A 17,594-nucleotide genomic window follows, 5' to 3' on the forward strand; every position below is an offset into this window, starting at 1 on the left:
GCTGCAGCAGGAGAGAAGGATGGATGAGGAACGAGCGCTCGCGCGGCTCCGCGTGCTCGACCTGACAGGACCAGCGGGGAGCTATGCGGGAAAGTTGTTCGCCGAGCTTGGGGCGGATGTTCTGAAAGTCGAGCCGCCCGGCGGGGATCCTGGCCGCACCTACGCGCCGCTCTCGGGCGAGCGGTCGCTCCACTGGTGGTATCACAACACCTCAAAGCGATCGGAGATCATCGACCTCACCACCCCAGCCGGCCGCCAGCGGCTGTGGCAGCTCGTCGAAACGGCCGACGTGCTCCTCGATACCGACCCGTGGGTCCTAGAGGCTGCGGGCTTCACGGAAGAAGCGGTCGCGCGCCGAAACCGGCGGCTGATTTGGGGCAGCCTCACCCCCTTCGGGTTGACGGGCCCGCGACGCCACTGGAAAGCAACCGACCTTATTGCCTCGGCGCTTGGGGGGCTGCTCTATCTCGGCGGCATGCCCGACCGTCCGCCATCGTGGCCGGGAGGGGAGCAGTCCTACCTGCTCGGAGCGAATGCGTTAGCGGTCGGGGTGATGCTCGCGCTCCTCGCCCGGATCAAAACTGGCGAAGGGCAGCGCGTTGACGTCTCGCTGCAGGAAGCAACCCTCGTCGCGACCGAGAATGCGATCGGCTTCTGGACCTTTCTCGGTCAGGTGCGCAGGCGCCTTGGAACGCGCAGCTTTGGCGGCCCGAAGATGATCTGGTCGACCGCCGACGGCTGGGTTGCCGCCCATATCGGCGGCCGCTGGGATGACCTGCTCGACTGGATGGAGACGCACGGCGTCGAGACACGCCGGTTCCGTTCTCCAGAATGGTACGACAACGACTACCGGCGCGCTCACTTCGACGAATTCGAACCCGTGCTCCAAGAGATGCTCAACCGGCTGCCCAAGGAGCAAGCGTACGCCGAGGGACAGCGGGCGCGGATCGTCTTCGGTCCCATTCGCACCATGGCCGAAGTGCGGCAGGATATCCAGCTGAACGCGCGCGACTTCTTTGTCGACCTGCCGACCCCCGAGGGGCCCGTCACGAGCGCCGGCGCTCCCTATCGGCTCTCTGTCACCCCGTGGCGGCTTGGCGGCCCCGCCCCTGCTCCCGGCGAGGGGGCTGGAGACTGGCGGGAACCTCCTGTCGACGAGCCCGTTCGCCCCAGCCCTCCCGATGCGTTCGGCCGGCTCCCCTTGAGCGGCATCCGCATCGTCGACTTCGGCACCAACGTCGTCGTTCCCCTCACCTGCAAGCTGCTTGCCTCATTCGGCGCCGAGGTGATCAAAGCCGAAGGACGCTCTCGGCCCGAAGGCCAGCGCAACACCCCGGTGCCCCGCTCGCCGCGCGCCGATACGCTGAATACGAACTGGCTGTTCCTCAATGTCAACACTGACAAGCGGTCGCTCGCCGTCAACATGACCGTGCCCGAGGCGCAGCAGCTGGTCAGGGAGATCATCGCCCAATCGGATATTGTGATCGACAACTTCGGCGTCGACCCTCTGCCGAAGTGGGGCATGAGCGCCGAGGAGCTTTTCCGCCTCCGGCCAGACCTGATCATCGTCCGCTGCTCGGTGCACGGGCGGACAGGACCGCTCTCGAACTACGTCGGGCTGGGCAACTCGATCATGGCAGTCGCCGGGCTGAACTCGATCACCGGCTTCGCGGGCGACCCGCCGGTCGGAACGTGCACCGCCCATCCCGACTACAGTTCAAACGCCCACCACGCCCTCTTCTCCATCCTCGCAGCGCTGTACTACCGCGAACGGACAGGCCGCGGACAGGTGATCGACCTCTCTCAGACCGAATCGACGGTCGCTTGGCTCGGGCCGGCGCTGCTCGAATACACGGTGAACCATCGCGTTCCGGGGCAGCCGAACAACCGCCATCCCCAGATGGCGCCCCATGGCGTCTATCCCGCTGCCGGCGACGACCGCTGGATCGCCATCGCCTGCCCCAGCGACGCAGAATGGCGCGCGCTTGCCGCTCAGATCGATCCCGCTCTGCTCGATGATCCGCGCTTCCGTACCCTCGCCGACCGCAAGGCAAACGAAGACCTGCTCGACGCCCTCATCCGGGATTGGACGGTCTCCCAGGAGCCGTTTGCGCTGATGGAGCGCCTGCAGGCAGCGGGGGTCCCTGCCGGCGTCGCCCAGACCGGCCAAGATCTCGTCGAGCGCGACGAGCACCTTGCGGCGCGAGGCGCTTTCACTCTCCTCGACCATGAAGAGGCGGGACCCGTGACGGTTATCTCGCCGCACTTCCGCCTGTCGCGGACTCCGGGGCGGATCGGCGCGCCGCCGCCGCTCCTCGGCGAGGATAACGACTGGGTCCTGACCGAACTGCTGGCGCTCGACGAGGAGCGGGTCGCCCAGCTCTACATCGCCGGCGCAGTCGAGTAGGAGAGGCGGCGGACACTATGCCGGCCGTCGGGGAAGACGAGGCAAGCGGAGCCGGCTGACCATCCTGCCGCTCCCCCGCTGGCGGTCCTCAGCCGCTCCCGAGCGCCGCCGGGCCGCTCTGACGATGAGGACGGCGAGCGCGACCGCAACGAGAAGTGCGCCGAGCTCTACGCGGGGGATGAAGAGGAAGACGCCGAGGAGGAGGAGCAGGAAGCGGCTGGCAGCGCCGAGCGGCGCGCGGGTTCCAAGCGCGAGGCCGACCGCCAGCGCCGCCGCGCCTTCGACGACGAGGATCAGGGCGGCATCGGGCCCCCGCTCGAGAAATGCCGCACGCGTCGCCACAAGCGCTGCGAGCAGCAGCGGTATCGCCCAGACAATGCGGCCGAAGAGGGCGCGCGCTTTCCATCGTCCGGCGAGGACACTCGCTCCGCCAATCCAGAAGAGCGCCGCCACGATTGCGCCCGGCGGGTCGGGGAGCGCACCCCAGCTGATGAGAATGACAACGCCGACCGCCGCTGCCGGCAGGAACAGCAGTCCCGCTATCAGCGCGAGGAGGCTGAAGAGCAGCGCTTCCATCATGGGCGCAACGCTGAACCAGCGCTGGCCAAGCGCAGCCAGCAGCCCGCTCACCTCGTTCAGCCGCTCGACCAGAGCGAGGAAGAGCAGAAGCGCGCCCGCAAGCGGCACGTGCCGAGCCGCCCAGCCGAGGCCGGCGAGCAGGTCGCGCACAGTCGCCCACCGCGGCCGGGCGATCAGCGCGCCGCCGGCAGCAATCGCCGCCGCTGTTCCGAAACTGACCGCGGGGGAAAGCAGAGCGAGCAGGCCGAGCAGCGCGGCCGGCGCGGCAAGGACCATCGCTATCCCGAGCGTGGCCGGCGCGAGCGGCGGAAGGGCCGGGAGCGGCGGCGGCCAAACCCAGCGCCAGCGATCGGCGCGCCGCCGCCCGACGACGATCAGGAGAGCGAGCGCTGCCGGCGGCACGAGGCGCCACGCGATCTCTCCGACCCCGCCGAGCGCCTGCCCTGCGAGCAGCGCGCCGAGCCCAAGCGCAGGCGGGGTGAGCGGAAGCAGCGCGTACAGGGTCGGAAGGGCACCCGCGCCGGCACGGCCGTCCGGCGCGACGAGGAACGGCGCGCTGAGCGCCGTCGCCGCCGGCGCGGCGCCGTAGGGACGAAGGAGGGCAGCCAAGCGTGGAACAAGCCGCGCCCCCACCATGCTGCCGGCAAAGAGGACGATGGGCGCGACCCACTCGCTGAGCAGAGCGAACGACGAGGCGAAAAGCCCGCCCGCGCCGTAGAACAGCGCGGATGCCTCAGCGACAAGATCGAGCGGGGCAGCGCGCAGCGGCTCGGGCAAGCGGTCGCGGAAGGCCAAGGCGGCGGTCCAGCCGACCACGCCAAGCAGCGCCGGCCAGCCTGCCGCGCGCCGCCCCGCTTCAGCAAGCGCAAGCAGGAACACAGCCGCCACCAGCGTGTCGGTCCAACTGGGCACGCCGCCGGCGCCGAGGCGGAGGAGCGCCTCATGCCGATAGGCGAGAGCGCCGACAACCAGCGCCGCAAGCAGCAGGTCGAGGGGGGCGATCGCTCCGCGCTGACCGGTCGGTGCCGCAGCAAGGAACGTCGCCACGAGCGCCCCGCCGATAAGCACCGTCGGATCCTGCTCGCCCGCGAGGATCAGCAGCAAGAACCCGACCGCGCCAAGCGCGGCGAGCCAGCGTCCTGCCTTCCCCACGAGGCTGCTCTCTGCCGGAGGAGGCGGCTGCAAAGCCGGGAACGGGCGAACGCGACCCATTGGCGGGATTATGCCGTTCCCCGCTCCCGCTCGTCGCCTGTTGACAGCGCGTGCCGCCGTCGGTAGCCTCCTCTCGGAGGCACGATGACCCGCCCGCTGATCGATTTCATCCACGTTGACTCGCTGCCGTGGCAGCAAGAGCGCTCGCCGAGCGCCAATCAGCCTCACCGCTATCGGCGTCTCAGCGAAGACGAGGAAACGGGAGAGCAGACGCTGCTCGTCGAGCTTCCGGCCGGCTGGCGCATGACGGACGATGGGTGGCTCGACGTCGATGACGAACTGTTTCTTCTCGGCGGCGACCTCACGCTGAACGGCGAGCGCCTAACGAAGTACAGCTATCTCTTCATCCCTGCCGGCCAGCTGCGGCGCGGTGTCCGGAGTGAGGGAGGAGCGCGCCTGCTTCAATTTCGACGCGCCGCCGCAGCCTTCCACCCGGCAGCGGCGGACAGCCCCCAAGCTGACCTGACGCGAGCGATTGGCCCGCTCAATCTCCGAACGATGCCGTACGAGCGGCCCCAGACGCCCAACTTCCCTGCCGGAGCAGGCCGCAAGACGCTCCGACGCGACCCCGTGATGGGCGACGGCTTCTGGGTCATCGCGCTGCTGCCGCATTGGATCAGCCCGTTGACGGAGAAGCACACCTTCAGCGAGGAGAACTACGTCCTCGAAGGCGAGATCGAGACGAGCGTCGGCGTGATGACGCCCGGCGCCTATCTCCATCACCCGCCGGGGGCCGTTCATGGACCGATGCGCTCGCGGCCCGGCTGTCTCATCATCACGCGGGCGGGCGGGCCGTTCCACACCGACTACGAGCCTGTTTCCGGCGACTACGCCTTTCCGGAAGAAGTGTGATGAACGCGGTCCGATTCGGGACGCGCCTCGAAATGGGGCTGCCGAACTACGAAGCGGTGCGCGACCATGCCCGGCTTGCCGAGCGGCTTGGCTACGAAGCGGTCTGGGCACGCGACCACGTCTCCCTAGAAGATGTCACCGGCGAAGCGACCTGTCTCGAGTGCTGGACCGTCCTCTCGGCGCTTGCCCGCGACACGACGTCGATCCTGCTCGGAAGCTTGGTCCTCTGCGTGCCCTTTCGGAATCCGGCGCTGCTCGCCAAGATGGCGTCGACCCTGCAGCTTGCGAGCAACGGACGGCTCATTCTCGGCCTCGGCGCTGGGCATGTCCGGTCTGAGTTCGACGAATACGGCTACGACTTTCCCTCGCCCGGCGACCGCGTGCGGATGCTCCAGGAGGCAGTCGAAATCATCCGGCTGATGTGGACGGAGCGGCGGCCGAGCTACAGAGGGCGGTTTTTTCGAATCGCCAACGCGCTGAACGAGCCGAAGCCGACCCCGATCCCGCCGCTCATGATCGGCGCGACCCGACCGCGCGCCCTGCGCGTTGTCGCCCGCCACGCCGACCTGTGGAACAGCCCCGACGATATCGAGGGTTTTCTCGCCGGCCGCGAAGAACTGCTGCGCGCTTGCGAGGAAGTCGGACGCGATCCTGCCGAGATCCGCATGGTCGCCCGCCTCTCCGTCATCGTCGACCGAGACGAGGCAGCCGCCAAACGCCGCCATGAGCGGGTGTGTGAGGCGCGCACAGGGCAGCCGTACTTGCGCCATCGCATTCTCGTTGGCACGCCGGAGCAGATTGCCGAGCGGGTGGCCCCCCTCGTCGCTGGCGGCGTGCGCGACTTCATCACCGCTTTCTGGGAGACCGACCGCCAAGCCGAGTGCCTCGAACAGTTCATGACCGAGGTTGCGCCCCTCATCCGCCAGCACGCTGCCGCCCGATAGCAGCTGCGAATACTTTACACCGCACGTTCCGCGGAGTAGAGTGAGCAGCAAAGAAGGGAAATGGGGGAACGATGAGAAGCATAGCACGGCTTCGGCTGGAAGCGCTGAGCGCATTTGCGCGCCTGCTGCGCTCGTTTAGCGACCACGGCCTCGGGGCGCTGGAACGAGCCGCGCGCGACGCTCGGCTGGTCCGGGGCGTCTGGTCCGCTGCGGACGCCGGGTGTCCGCTCTCCTGCGCCGATGGCGTGCTGGGACGGAGCGGCGCGCGGCGCTTCTTCTGGCAGGCTCACGACCGCAACCGTTTTGTCACCGCGTGGGACGCCGGGCTTGTCTCCGCTGCCGACGTGGCGGCGCTCGTCCAGCTCGAGCGCGAGCGGCGAGCGCGCGCTTGGCAGCGGCGAGCGCGCATCCGGTCCCTTGCCCGCCGCCTTGCTGAACGCTTCAGCCCTGCGCCCTCACCACCGGCACACGCCTAGAGCAGGTCGCGCCGCGCGCGTGACGTCGGCACCGCGGCAGGCGCACCTTCAGGCGTCATCGCGGACAACGCCCAAACGATCAACGGGCTCCGCTCCGGTGAGCTCGACCTTGCGCTCCTGCACACTCGACCCGGCCCTCGGCGAGCGCGACCCAGCGCGCCGGGCAGAGCTGTATCGACAGGCTGTCCGCCTCGAGCGCGACGCCGTCACGGTCATTTATACCGTGCTCGTCCATCAGTTCCACGTCCACCCGCCGTCGATCGCGGGGCTCCAGATCCCCCTTGGGGTCTACTTCCATCTCGACTCCGCCTACCGCACGCAATAGCCGCGATCGTGCTCCGGAGGCGCTTCTTCGCCGAGGGCGAGCGTCCGGCCCGAGCGGAGCGGCCTAGAACGCCGGCTGGTTGATGCCGGCAATCAGCCGCGCCGCATACTCCAGCAGCACGTTCCGCCGCGCTTCTTCCACTCCTCGTGCCTTGAGATACAGTTCCAGCGCCTCGAGGGGGGCGAGCTGCTCGGCGAGCACGTCGGGCAGAGCGTGTGCCGGCGCGGACTCGACGATGCGGGCGATCGCGGCGACATAGTGCGCCTCGCGGAGCGCGCGACGGACATCGGCGACGCGAAACTGGCGCTCGTTCTCACTCGACAACCGCACGCGGACGCGCACCACGGCTTCTTGGATCTGGTCAGCGTGCTGCTCGATCTGCTTGAGCACGAGGCGGGTCGGATCATCGGCCTGCGAGGCGTCGACGCTGAGGGTGAAAAACCGGCGCGCGGCCGCGCTCGGCACGAACCGCCAGCGCACGGTATAGGGACGGTCGCCCGCCGAGTGAGGCTCGAAGCTGAGGCGGAGGAACCCCTTCTCCTCGCCCTCCTCGCTGAAGTCGGCGCGCTGGAGCGACCCGGGGTAGATCGCCGGGGGATGGTCGTGCACCTGCTGCATCTTATGGATATGCCCGAGCGCAACATAGTCAAAATGGGTGAGGCAGAGATCGCCGAGGGAAAGGATGTAGTCGTGGCCGAGGGTCGTTGCGCGTTCGGAGCCGAAGGTCGCGCCGTAGACCTGAGCATGGATGGCGAGGATCGAGGGGAGGCGCGGATCGAGGTCGGCCACCCGGAGCCGAACGAACTCCGTCAGTTTCTGCACTAGGCGCTGGTTCAGTTCGTCAAGAGTAAGGTTCCTCGCCTCGTCCTGCCGGAGGAGACGGCTGCGCGGCGCCCACGGCAGGGCGAGGACCTGCACCGGGCCGGCCTTTGTTTCAATCCGGAGCAGGGTGGGGCGGCCCGCGACATAGACGCTCGTGAGCGGCAGCGCCTCGAACACTTCGATGGAATGGGCGCGCACGGGCGAATTGGGGAGATCATGATTGCCCACCAGCATGAACAGGGGCACGCCCTCGCGACAGAGCCGAGCGATCCGCTTGGCCAGCTCGCGCTGATGCGTTGGGCTGGGGTCGCGGCTCTTATACATATCGCCAGTGAAGAGCACAAGATCGACCTGCTCCTCCAGCGCCGTGTTGACGACTTCGTCGAGCGCTCTCAGGCAATCGACAAGACGGCTAGGAAGCCCGGTGTCAGTATCTATCCGGCTGTAGTTTTCGAGCCCAAGATGGACATCGGAAAAATGCAGGACCTCTAGCCGGCGCATGCTGCCGCCTTCTCTGCCAGAAGTCCTTCGAGGGTCGGGACAAGCTCGGCGATCGGGACGCGGATTTGCGCCATCGTATCGCGGTCGCGAATGGTCACCGCCTGGTCGTTTACGGTCTCGAAGTCGACGGTGACGCAGAACGGCGTCCCGATCTCGTCCTGGCGCCGATAGCGGCGGCCGATCGCCTGCGTGTCGTCATACTGGACCGTCCAATGGCGGGCGAGATCCCGCCGAATGCGCCGCGCGATGTCGGTCAGCGGCTCCTTTCTGCTCAAGGGCAAGACGGCAACTTTGACCGGCGCCAGCACCGGATGAAGCCGCAGCACAACGCGGACCCCTTCTTTGTCAGGCTCTTCATCGTAGGCATCCACTAGAGCCACGAGCACGCCACGGTCCACCCCAGCTGACGGTTCGATGACGTAGGGGAAGTAATGCTCGTTCGTCTCCTCATCGAAATAGGTGAGGTTCTTCCCGCTGAACTCGCTATGACGGCGCAGGTCGTAGTCTGTCCGATTCGCGATCCCCTCGATCTCACCCCATCCTTTTGAGAGCCAGCCATCGGGAAAGCGATATTCGATGTCGCTTGTCGCTTTGGAATAGTGGGAGAGCTCATTCGGTTCGTGAGCGCGAACGCGGAGATTTTCGCGGCGGATCCCGATCGAGTAGTACCAGGCAAGGCGATCTTCGATCCAGCGGCGGTGCCACTCTTCGTCGGTGCCCGGCTTGACGAAATACTCAACCTCCATCTGCTCAAACTCGCGCACCCGAAAGAACGACTTGCCGATCGTAATCTCGTTGCGGAACGCCTTGCCGTACTGACCGATGCCGAAGGGTAATTTGCGCCGCATCGCGCTGCGCACATTTTCGAAGTTGACGAAGATCCCTTGCGCTGTCTCAGGCCGAAGATAGACCTTATAGCCGCTCTCCTGGATCGGGCCGATCGTCGTCTCGAACATCAAGTTGAAGTTGCGCGCTTCGGTGAACTGGTTCGGGCAGGGAGGCTGGGGACAGACCCGCTCATCGAGCTGGTCAGCGCGGAACCGCTGGCGGCACTTGAGGCAATCGACAAGCGGGTCGGTGAAATTCTCAACGTGACCGCTCGCTTCCCAGACGCGCGGATGCATCAGAATGGCGGAGTCGAGGCCGACCACGTCGTCGCGCTCCTGGATGACGGCGCGCCACCACGCTTCCTTATAGTTGCGCTTCAGCTCGGCGCCGAGCGGCCCGAAATCCCAGACGCCACCTAGGCCGCCGTAAATCTCGCTACTCTGGAAGACAAACCCGCGGCGCTTACAGAGCGAAACAAATTTGTCGATATCAAGCGGCGTCGTGGATACGCGCGGGATCATGTTCTCCTCATCAGTCGGCGGGTGGGTCACCGCGAAGTATACCTGCTCTCCGTGCAGCCGAACTGCCCGCAGCGCTCGAGAATACTTCGGCCGAGGCGAAAAGGTAGACCCGGCTAGGCCGCACCCGCTACAGTTCCGGTGCAGGGCTCGCAGCGCAGTGCAGGCTGCGGCCGGTCCACCGTCAGGCACTCTCCATCGCGAGGAGGCGTAATGCCTTCGGCTCGAAAGCACTCTTTTTTCCTCATCGTTGCCGCGGCAGCCGTTGCCCTTGCTGGCTGCCTTCTCCCTCAAACCGGCGGGGGGCGCTCTCCAGAAAGTTCACCTCCTCCCCGTGGCGGCAGCTTTGTCCGCGTGAATCCTTCCGACGGCTCAACGATGAACCCCCTCTTGGCCTCCGACAGTTATTCGCGCGGCTACGCGGAGATGGTGTACAACGCTCCCTTGCTGCGCATGAACCCGGAGACGCTCGAGTGGGACACCAAGGATGGCGCTGCCGAGTCGTTCGAACTGTCGCCAGACGGCCTGATCATTCGCTATCGACTGAAGCCGAACCTGCAGTGGAGCGATGGCACGCCGATTACGTCGGCTGATTATCTCTTCACCTTCGAAAAGATGCTCGACCCCGCTGTGGACTATCCGTTTCGAGCAAACCTCGCCTTCATCGCCGGCGCGCGAGCGCCCGACCCGCGAACGATCGAGTTCACCTTCCGCGAGCCGTTCTGCCCCGCAATCGAATACACCAACATCAATCCGATCCCGAAGCATATTTTCGAGCATCTCAACATCAACGATAACCCCGAAAACCTGCGCCCGACAGTCGGTTCGGGGCCGTGGCTGCTGCGCGAGTGGGTGCGCGACAGCCATGCGACGTTTGTTGCGAATGAGAAGTTCTATCTCGGGCGGCCCTATCTCGACACCTACACCATCCGGATCGTACGAACGAGCGCCGTCGCCTTCTCTCTGCTTAAGAACGGAGAGGTCGACCAAGTCAGCTTGCGTCCTGACGAATGGGAAGAGGCGAAGCGGCTTCCCCACGTTACCACGATCAGCTTCTATCCCGCCGGATCGAGCTGGGTCTACATCGGCTTCAACCTCCGCAGCCCGCTGGTCAGCGACCTCCGGGTCCGCCAAGCGTTCGCGGCCGCAGTGCCGCGTCAGGAGATGATTGAGCGCATTCGCCTCGGGCGCGCCCGGCTGATTAACTCGATCTACGGCCCGAGCTCGTGGGCGCACGACCCGACGCTGCAGGGCATCGACTATGACCCGGAGCGCGCCCGCCGCCTCCTCGACGAGGCAGGGTGGCGCACCCCGCCGGGCAACCCGAGCGGCATCCGCCAGAAAGACGGCCGCGAACTGAAGCTCCGCCTCTTCTACAACGTCAGCAACCGCGATGCCGAACAGGTTGCGGTCATCACCCAGGCAGCGCTGCGCCAGATCGGCGTCGACCTGCAGGTGATCGGCGAAGAGCTGAGCACGCTGCTCAATCGGACAAACCGCACTCGCGACCTCGAAATGTGGGTGAATACGTGGATCTCGCCGATTGAGCCGCACAGCCGCTTCAATGCGTGGAAGAGCAGCGACAATGCCACCGGCTTCGCTGACCCGGTGGTCGACGAACTGTTCGCCCGCGCAGCTTCTGTTCCCGGGTGCAAGATCGCCGACCGCGCGCCGATCTACCATGAGATTCAGCGCCGCATTGCCGCCGAAGTGCCCTACATTTTCCTCTGGGAGATCGAACTGCTGTACGGGGTGAACAACCGGATCGTGACGAACCCGGTGACCAGCCTCGGTTTCTGGTATCGCGAGTGGGAGTGGTACTCGAAGACGGGGAAATAATCAGAGCGTGCCCGCCTTCAGGCGGTCAATCGCCTCGGACGCTTGCCGCTTCGTCATCTCTGCCGGCGGCCGGCCGTAGAGCGCGCGGATCCGCTCGTCGACCTCGCTCTCGCTCAAGCGATGCTCGTTGCGGCCGATGACGTAGATCGCTTTCACCTGCGCCGGCGTCGCCCGCTGCCTCTCATCGTCGGAGCGGGCGCGGCCGCGCAGCGGCGTCGGCGGGATCTCTTCCGCGAGCGGCTCAGCATCCTCGGGCGGCAGCTCCTCAAACGCGACCGTCGCTACGTTAATCGCGTCGCGCAGCGCGCGCGCTTTGGCGCGGGTCTCCGCCATCCGAACAAGACAGGTGCGCATCGGCGCCGCGACGTTGTTTGGGGCAGCATCTCCGATGCCGGAGTAGGTCCCCGTATCAAGCTCGACCGTCGCCCGCACGATCGCCGTCTGTCCGTTCTCCTCACGCGGCGCTTGGAGGAGCTCCGTGCGGATGCTGCGCAGACCTCGCTGGTGCGCTTCGTCAAGCAGCCCAGCGTAGAGAACGAAGGTTTTCCCCTGCCGCTCGATAATGTACTCCTTCTTCATCGCGCCCTCCCCTGCGCCCTCAGATATGAACATTTGTTCGAATTCTAGCCCGCTCCTGCGCTCTCGTCAAGCCAGCGCGTTCCGGCCGCGACCGTTGCCGCCCGACGCGGTCTTCTCCACCATCCACAGCACGCGGAAGCGCGAACCGAGTAGACTGGGAGTTGGAGGTTTGAGATGCGCATCCCTCTTCCGGTTCTCCTCTCCCCGGACGAGCGCGAGGCGCGGAAGGGGCACGGTCTGCGGTTTACAGCGGCCTCTCCGGCCGCAGCGCTCGTCATCAGGCGCGGGCGGGACGAAGACCTGCCGCGAGGCGAGGCATGATCCCGGTCGGCGACGAGAACGAGCATCACGGCCCCGCAGTCGTTACGCTGACCTTGATCGGGTTGAACCTTGCGGCGTTCTTCCTTCAGCTGCTGTTCGGCACGCCGTTTACCTATGCGTTCAGCTTCATTCCTGCCGAACTCACCCTCTTCCTTCTCGGGCGGGCCCCAAGCGAGGTGCTTATCACGCTCTTCACCGCAATGTTTCTTCACGCGAGCCTCGGCCATCTTTTGGGAAATCTCCTCTTTCTTTGGGTCTTCGGCGATAACGTCGAGCATCGTCTCGGGTCGTTCCTGTTCCTCGTCTTCTATGTTGTCTGCGGCCTCGCCGCCACCTTCACCCAGTACTTGACCGACCCGACATCCACCATTCCGAACCTCGGGGCGAGCGGCGCGATCTCGGGTGTCCTCGGCGCCTACTTCGTGCTCTTTCCCGCCAACCTAGTCCGGGTGTTCATCTGGCCGTTCTCACTCTTCCTCGGCACTGTCCCCATCCCGGCGCTCGTTATGCTCGGGCTCTGGTTCCTTCTTCAGCTGTGGGGCGGAGTGAGCGAGTTCGGCCAGCTGAGCACGGGGGGCGTCGCCTTCTGGGCGCATGTCGGCGGTTTTGTCGCTGGCATGGTGCTTGGCATGCCGTTCCGCGGCCGACGGCGACGCTCCCTCCCCTACCCGCCCTTCTGACCGGCCGCAGGCGAGGGGGCCGCCTTCCGCGCGCGGGCGCCACTGCTGCAGCGCGGCCGCCTCAGCGCTCTCAAAGAGGCGGGCAGCGCTCTTCCGCTGCTGGATACCGCAGCCTTGGCGTTCGAACCAGCCATCCCCACGTGGACCCAGCAGTGCGGAACGAGGGAGATGCTCCGCGCTGCGTTTGCAGTTGGTCGCAGGAGCGGGCAAGGATGCCGTGGAAGACGGCGCGAGTGACAAAGCGGCTCGCGGGCGACAGAGCGCCGCCGGCAACTCTGGACGCGTTTCGGGCGCTAGAACGGCTTCGCGACCATTAACCAGACAATCGCGAGAAAGCCGACCGTCTCATAGCCGGCGACAACGAGCGGGAGCGGCGAGCGGCGCAGGCGCTCAATGTCAGCGTGCCTCCCTGTGCGGATTGCCCGCCGGAGCCGCGCAAAGACGATGGCGAGCGGAACCGCGCCGACGAGCAAGAGCACCAAGAGCGCAAGCGAGAGCCAGATCCATCCCGTCTGCCACCATCCGCCGGCCCAGCCAGCGGCAATGCCCCCGATGAGCAAGAGCGCGAGGCCAGCATACTGCGCCGGCCGGGCGCCGGCGCCAAGTTCGAGCAGCCGCGCCAGCTGGAGCGGGTCCGGCTCATCGCGGATGGCCAGCGCGACGGCTCCCGGCACGCCGTGCGCCGCCGCAAACAAGAGCGCCCCAGCGATATGGAGGAACACGAACAGTTCGTACATCAGCTTCGCTCCAGCGTGTTCTTCGCGTCCTGCGCGCAGGCCGGGCTCCCTCCGCTGCAGAAGGGCGCGCGCACCGCCGCCCTCGCCCGATCGTACCAAGAGCGTAACGCCGCTCCGCCTCGGCGATAGCCAACGCGCCTAACGAGCCCGCCCCTCGCCCAGGAGTTCGCCCTCGCCTTTCACCCCCTCAATCGCCTGATGATGACGCTCCGACCTGTCCCGGGAACCGCCCCGGCACCGCTCCCGAAGCGCGGCCGCTCCCGGCCAGAGAGATGACCGCCCAGACCCGCTCGCCGGCGCGGCGGCCAGCTGCTCCCGCCGCCCGACACGAGGCGGCGTTCGTCTCGGTACGCCCCCTCGAGAGTTGCTGCTCGCCGCCCTAACGCGCGTCCCCCTCCCTTCCTGCGCCGAAGCCCGCTTGTTGAGAGCAGGTACGGCGAGCAAGGAGGACAGACCTCGTCGGGGAGGTGACCAGCGAAACGGCGACACCCCCTCCGCCCGGAGACACGTACCGCCTGGGCGAGCGCCGCAGCATTCTCGCCGGAGAAGACGGCGCTGCCCTCTCCTCGCTCGGCGAACGGCCTCGAGCGCGGCGCCACAGCGGCGCGACAACGATCGCGCCCGCAGCGGTCTGGCACAACGCTGAGACGACGAGCAGGGCGCCGAGCGGAGCATGTCTCACCGCGAGCGCCGCCTCGACAACCACCCGGACGATCAGCCCGCCATTGAGAAGGGCGTAGGCGAGAAAGGCGGCCGGCTCGGAGTAGGAGAGCGGATTGTCTGCCGAACGTCGCCGCGGAAGGAGCCAATAGGCAACTCGAAGCGCAAACTGGAGCAGCTACCCGACGAAGAGCCCAGGGGCGTACCCTCTTCCGAGCGGCGGCAGCCGCAAGGGAGCGCAAGACCAGCATGCGCCAGCATCAGCCCGCCAAGGCTGCTGCCAGCGAGAAGATGCAGGAAGCTCGTCCGCGCCATCCGAACCGAGAATCGGTCCGCCAGTACTCCGTTTTCCTCCTCGGCCAGACCGCCTTCAGCAAGGAGGTGCGCTCTTCCCGACGGGTGAGACGACGGCGCTGTCGGCGCTCGCCCGCTGCAGCGGCGTCCGCGATACTGCGCCCCAGCGTGGCGGAAGGAGCATAGCGCCGCCTCGCGCTCGCCGAACCTTCGCTCCGCTGGAGCGCGACCGCGCCTCGCTGCTCTCCGACCATCGCCGCGCGCCGGCCGCTTCGGCCCGCCGCTCACCCGCCAGCCCCTTGCGCCGACGACGGGCGCCGCCAGGGCGACACCGCTCCGACTGTCGCTTTCTCGTTCTTGCGGAAGGGGAGGGGGAACGGGCGTGCCGGCTTCCGCTCGTCGCTGCGCCGCGGGATGCGGCCGACGTGCGCCTGCGTTCCCCGCTCTCTTCGCGCTGATGAACTGAGCCTAATGTTTTTTTCCTGTTGACACGATGCGGTATAGTGCAGGTGGCCTCGCAGGGTCCTGGCCCGAACGGGGAATGAGCGATTATGCGACGACGACGACGACGCGGCCGCCTCTGGCTCTGGCCCCTCGTCTTCCTGACCTTCGGGGCGGTGGCGCTCCTCGTTCCACGCCTTGTCGACGCGCTTCCCCAGCCGTGGCAGCGCGGCCGCGTTGTCGATGAGTACAGCGGCCAGCCGATCGCGGGCGCGGTGATCCGTTCCGCGACCGGCTCCGCAACGAGCCGCGAGAACGGCGCGTTCTCCCCCCCACCCGGCGACCGGTTCACCATCGAAGCAGAGGGGTACCTCCCTCGCGAGGTTGCCGCCGACGAACTGACGAACGTCACCCTGCGTCCCGCCATTCTTGCCGGCGGGGTGGTCAATGCGAGCGACGGGCAGCCGATCGCCGGGGCAACGATCGCGATCGGCTCCACCGTGGTTCGCTCGAGTGCGGAGGGGATCTATCGTCTCCCCAACACCGATCCCGAGCCGGTCGTGGTGGTCAAAGCGCCGGGCTACGCGCGGAGCATTCTCCGCCCCTCACGCGTCTCGCGGCTCGATATCCAGCTCACCCGTCAGCCCGTGCGCGCGGTCTACATGAGCGCCGCGACCCTCGCCTACCCCCCAGGCCGGGAGCAGCTGCTCGCATCGCTCAGCCGCAACGGGCTCAATGCCATCGTCATTGATGTAAAGACGGACCGTGGGACCCTCTCCTATCCGAGCGCTGTGCCGCTCGCGCGGGCGATCGGAGCGTCGGGGAGCGGCGACCTCGCCGCGGTAGTGAAACGGCTGAAGGAACAGGACATCTATGTCATCGGCCGGGTCGTCGTCTTCCGAGACCGCGTCCTCGCTCAAGCGCGTCCGGAGTGGGCGATCAAAGACCGGCGGCGCGGCGATGCCATCTATACCGACCCCGAAGGGGGACAGTGGATCGACCCCTTCCGCCGCGAGGTGTGGGAGTATCACGCAGCGCTCGCCGAGGAGGCGGCTGCCCTCGGCTTCGATGAGATCCAGTTCGATTACCTCCGCTTCCCCATCGACGGGACGGGCGACCATTTCGTCTACTCCGCTGCGTCCACTGCCGAGAGCCGCTTAGCCGCGATCCAAGGTTTTCTGACCCTTGTCCACGAGCGGGTTCGACCGACCGGGCTCTATATCTCGGTCAATGTCTTCGGCTACCTGATCTGGAACGGCGGCGAACTCGGCTACGGACACGATCTCGAGCATCTCGCCGCGCACGTCGATTACCTGTCGCCCACGCTCTATCCGTCGACCTTCGGCGGCGGCATCCCCGGCCTCGGGGATCGGAACGGCGCCATCGCCAACCCCTATGAACTGGTCCGCCGCAGCCTCGAGGAAGCAAAACGGCGGCTGAAGGGCGATGCGGCGCGGCTGCGGCCGTGGCTGCAATATTTCGACGATTACCCGTACCAAACCGGCAAGCGCTTCGACGCCCCCGAGATCACGGCCCAGCTGCGCGCTGCCGTCGATGCCGGCGCTTCAGGCTGGATGTTCTGGGACCCGACAAACCTTTACGCCCGCGGGGGGTTCGAGCGTCGGCCCTGAGCGCGCTCTTTCCCCTACTCGCGCAGCAGCCAATTGAGGATGCCGCCGAGCAGCGCCGCCCTGTCTCCTTCTGCAACCTGTTCGAGACCGAACGCCAGCACCGCCGAGCGGTACGCGAATTTGGGCCGCCCCTCGGGCCCCTCGGGATCGGAACGCCGCACCAGCGCGACCGGACGATCATCGGCGAGCAGCGCGGCTTGAACGGTTTCCGGCGCGAGATAGGTGTCGGAGTCCTCGCGGTAGGCATCGAGCACCGCGAGGTCACCGCTCCCGCTCAGCGAGAACTGGCGGCCGGCAAGCGGCGACCCTGCCGGACCGCGGACAGTCGCGGGGAAGGGAACAGTGGCCCGCACAACCGCGCCAAGGTAGCCATGAAACAGCCGGGAACGGCCATAGAGCGCATCCTGCATAGCGAAGTTGACGTCGAGCGCCTCCGCCACCCGGTTGCCGGCAACGAGGATCGCCCCTCCCTCGTTGAGATATTCGTTCAAGATGTCTTGGTCCTGCTCGGTGAGCGAGATCCGGCCGCGCTCGACCGGCGAGTCGCGGCTTCCCGTGAACAGGATGACCACGCGGTAGCGCTGAAGCGCGCTCAAAGGCGGCACGCCGCGCTGGCCCGGCCGGCGCGCCTCGTCGGCATCGAAGAGGTCATAGGGGATTTTCAGCTGATCCAAGGCTGCGCGATACGCTGCCGCCGTGTTCGGGCGCCCTCCATCTTCTGACCCATCGTTGTCGAGCAGCAAGACGAAGCGGTCGCGCGGAGGAACGACCCGCAGCCAGATAGGGATGCGCGCCTCGGCTGCCCCCTCAAGCACGAGGTCGCCGCCGTAGTCGCCTGCCGGCAGCCCCGCGGCAGACAGCCGGAGGGTCAGTTCGACCGTCTCACCGCGGCCGACCGACAGCACCGCAGGCTCGACCGCTACCGGGAGCGGAGCGCCGACACTGGAG

General features: G+C 66.9%; 13 protein-coding genes. 8 read left to right on the forward strand and 5 right to left on the reverse strand.

Annotated features, from left to right (window positions below; translation table 11 throughout):
• The first annotated feature begins 19 nt into the window (after positions 1-19).
• The gene (locus NZ773_08470) at positions 20-2,407 is read left to right on the forward strand and encodes a CoA transferase (protein MCS6801959.1); all 2,388 of its coding nucleotides are present in this window, start codon (positions 20-22) and stop codon (positions 2,405-2,407) included.
• 15 nt (positions 2,408-2,422) lie between these two features.
• Here the strand turns inward: NZ773_08470 and NZ773_08475 are convergent, their stop codons facing one another.
• Entirely contained in the window at positions 2,423-4,198 is a 1,776-nt protein-coding gene (locus NZ773_08475; protein MCS6801960.1) for a hypothetical protein, read from the reverse strand.
• A gap of 84 nt (positions 4,199-4,282) precedes the next feature.
• Here NZ773_08475 and NZ773_08480 point away from each other — a divergent pair, with 84 nt between their 5' ends.
• The 4 genes from NZ773_08480 (at position 4,283) to NZ773_08495 (ending at position 6,795) form a co-directional block, all read left to right on the forward strand.
• The gene (locus NZ773_08480; protein MCS6801961.1) at positions 4,283-5,050 is read left to right on the forward strand and encodes a DUF4437 domain-containing protein; all 768 of its coding nucleotides are present in this window, start codon (positions 4,283-4,285) and stop codon (positions 5,048-5,050) included.
• Complete coding sequence (locus tag NZ773_08485) at positions 5,050-5,994, forward strand: LLM class flavin-dependent oxidoreductase (protein MCS6801962.1); 945 nt, start codon at positions 5,050-5,052, stop codon at positions 5,992-5,994. Before NZ773_08480 ends, NZ773_08485 begins: the two co-directional genes overlap by 1 nt.
• Positions 5,995-6,065: 71 nt before the next feature.
• Entirely contained in the window at positions 6,066-6,470 is a 405-nt protein-coding gene (locus tag NZ773_08490) for a hypothetical protein (protein MCS6801963.1), read from the forward strand.
• A 97-nt stretch (positions 6,471-6,567) separates the two neighbouring features.
• Positions 6,568-6,795, forward strand: a complete 228-nt coding sequence (locus tag NZ773_08495) for a hypothetical protein (protein ID MCS6801964.1) — start codon at positions 6,568-6,570, stop codon at positions 6,793-6,795.
• Between the two features lie 63 nt (positions 6,796-6,858).
• Here the strand turns inward: NZ773_08495 and NZ773_08500 are convergent, their stop codons facing one another.
• Both NZ773_08500 and NZ773_08505 read right to left on the reverse strand, forming a co-directional pair.
• Positions 6,859-8,118, reverse strand: coding sequence for an exonuclease SbcCD subunit D (locus NZ773_08500; protein ID MCS6801965.1), 1,260 nt, complete (start codon positions 8,116-8,118; stop codon positions 6,859-6,861).
• The gene (locus NZ773_08505) at positions 8,106-9,467 is read right to left on the reverse strand and encodes a glycine--tRNA ligase (GenBank protein ID MCS6801966.1); all 1,362 of its coding nucleotides are present in this window, start codon (positions 9,465-9,467) and stop codon (positions 8,106-8,108) included. Before NZ773_08505 ends, NZ773_08500 begins: the two co-directional genes overlap by 13 nt.
• A 375-nt stretch (positions 9,468-9,842) precedes the next feature.
• Between NZ773_08505 and NZ773_08510 the strand changes: the two genes are divergently transcribed.
• Positions 9,843-11,303 carry an ABC transporter substrate-binding protein gene (locus NZ773_08510; protein MCS6801967.1) on the forward strand — a complete coding sequence of 487 codons (1,461 nt, stop codon included), beginning with the start codon at positions 9,843-9,845 and terminating at the stop codon, positions 11,301-11,303.
• Here the strand turns inward: NZ773_08510 and NZ773_08515 are convergent, their stop codons facing one another.
• Complete coding sequence (locus NZ773_08515) at positions 11,304-11,915, reverse strand: hypothetical protein (GenBank protein MCS6801968.1); 612 nt, start codon at positions 11,913-11,915, stop codon at positions 11,304-11,306.
• 284 nt (positions 11,916-12,199) lie between these two features.
• Here NZ773_08515 and NZ773_08520 point away from each other — a divergent pair, with 284 nt between their 5' ends.
• On the forward strand, positions 12,200-12,883 hold the full coding sequence (locus NZ773_08520; GenBank protein MCS6801969.1) for a rhomboid family intramembrane serine protease: 684 nt from the start codon (positions 12,200-12,202) through the stop codon (positions 12,881-12,883).
• A 293-nt stretch (positions 12,884-13,176) separates the two neighbouring features.
• On the opposite strand, the gene NZ773_08525 is transcribed toward NZ773_08520, so the two are convergent.
• The gene (locus tag NZ773_08525; GenBank protein MCS6801970.1) at positions 13,177-13,620 is read right to left on the reverse strand and encodes a DUF2269 family protein; all 444 of its coding nucleotides are present in this window, start codon (positions 13,618-13,620) and stop codon (positions 13,177-13,179) included.
• A gap of 1,505 nt (positions 13,621-15,125) precedes the next feature.
• Between NZ773_08525 and NZ773_08530 the strand changes: the two genes are divergently transcribed.
• Entirely contained in the window at positions 15,126-16,646 is a 1,521-nt protein-coding gene (locus NZ773_08530; protein ID MCS6801971.1) for a GTP-binding protein, read from the forward strand.
• The last annotated feature ends 948 nt before the right edge of the window (positions 16,647-17,594 follow it).

Source organism: Dehalococcoidia bacterium, assembly GCA_025054935.1.
Classification (GTDB): domain Bacteria; phylum Chloroflexota; class Dehalococcoidia; order SpSt-223; family SpSt-223; genus JANWZD01.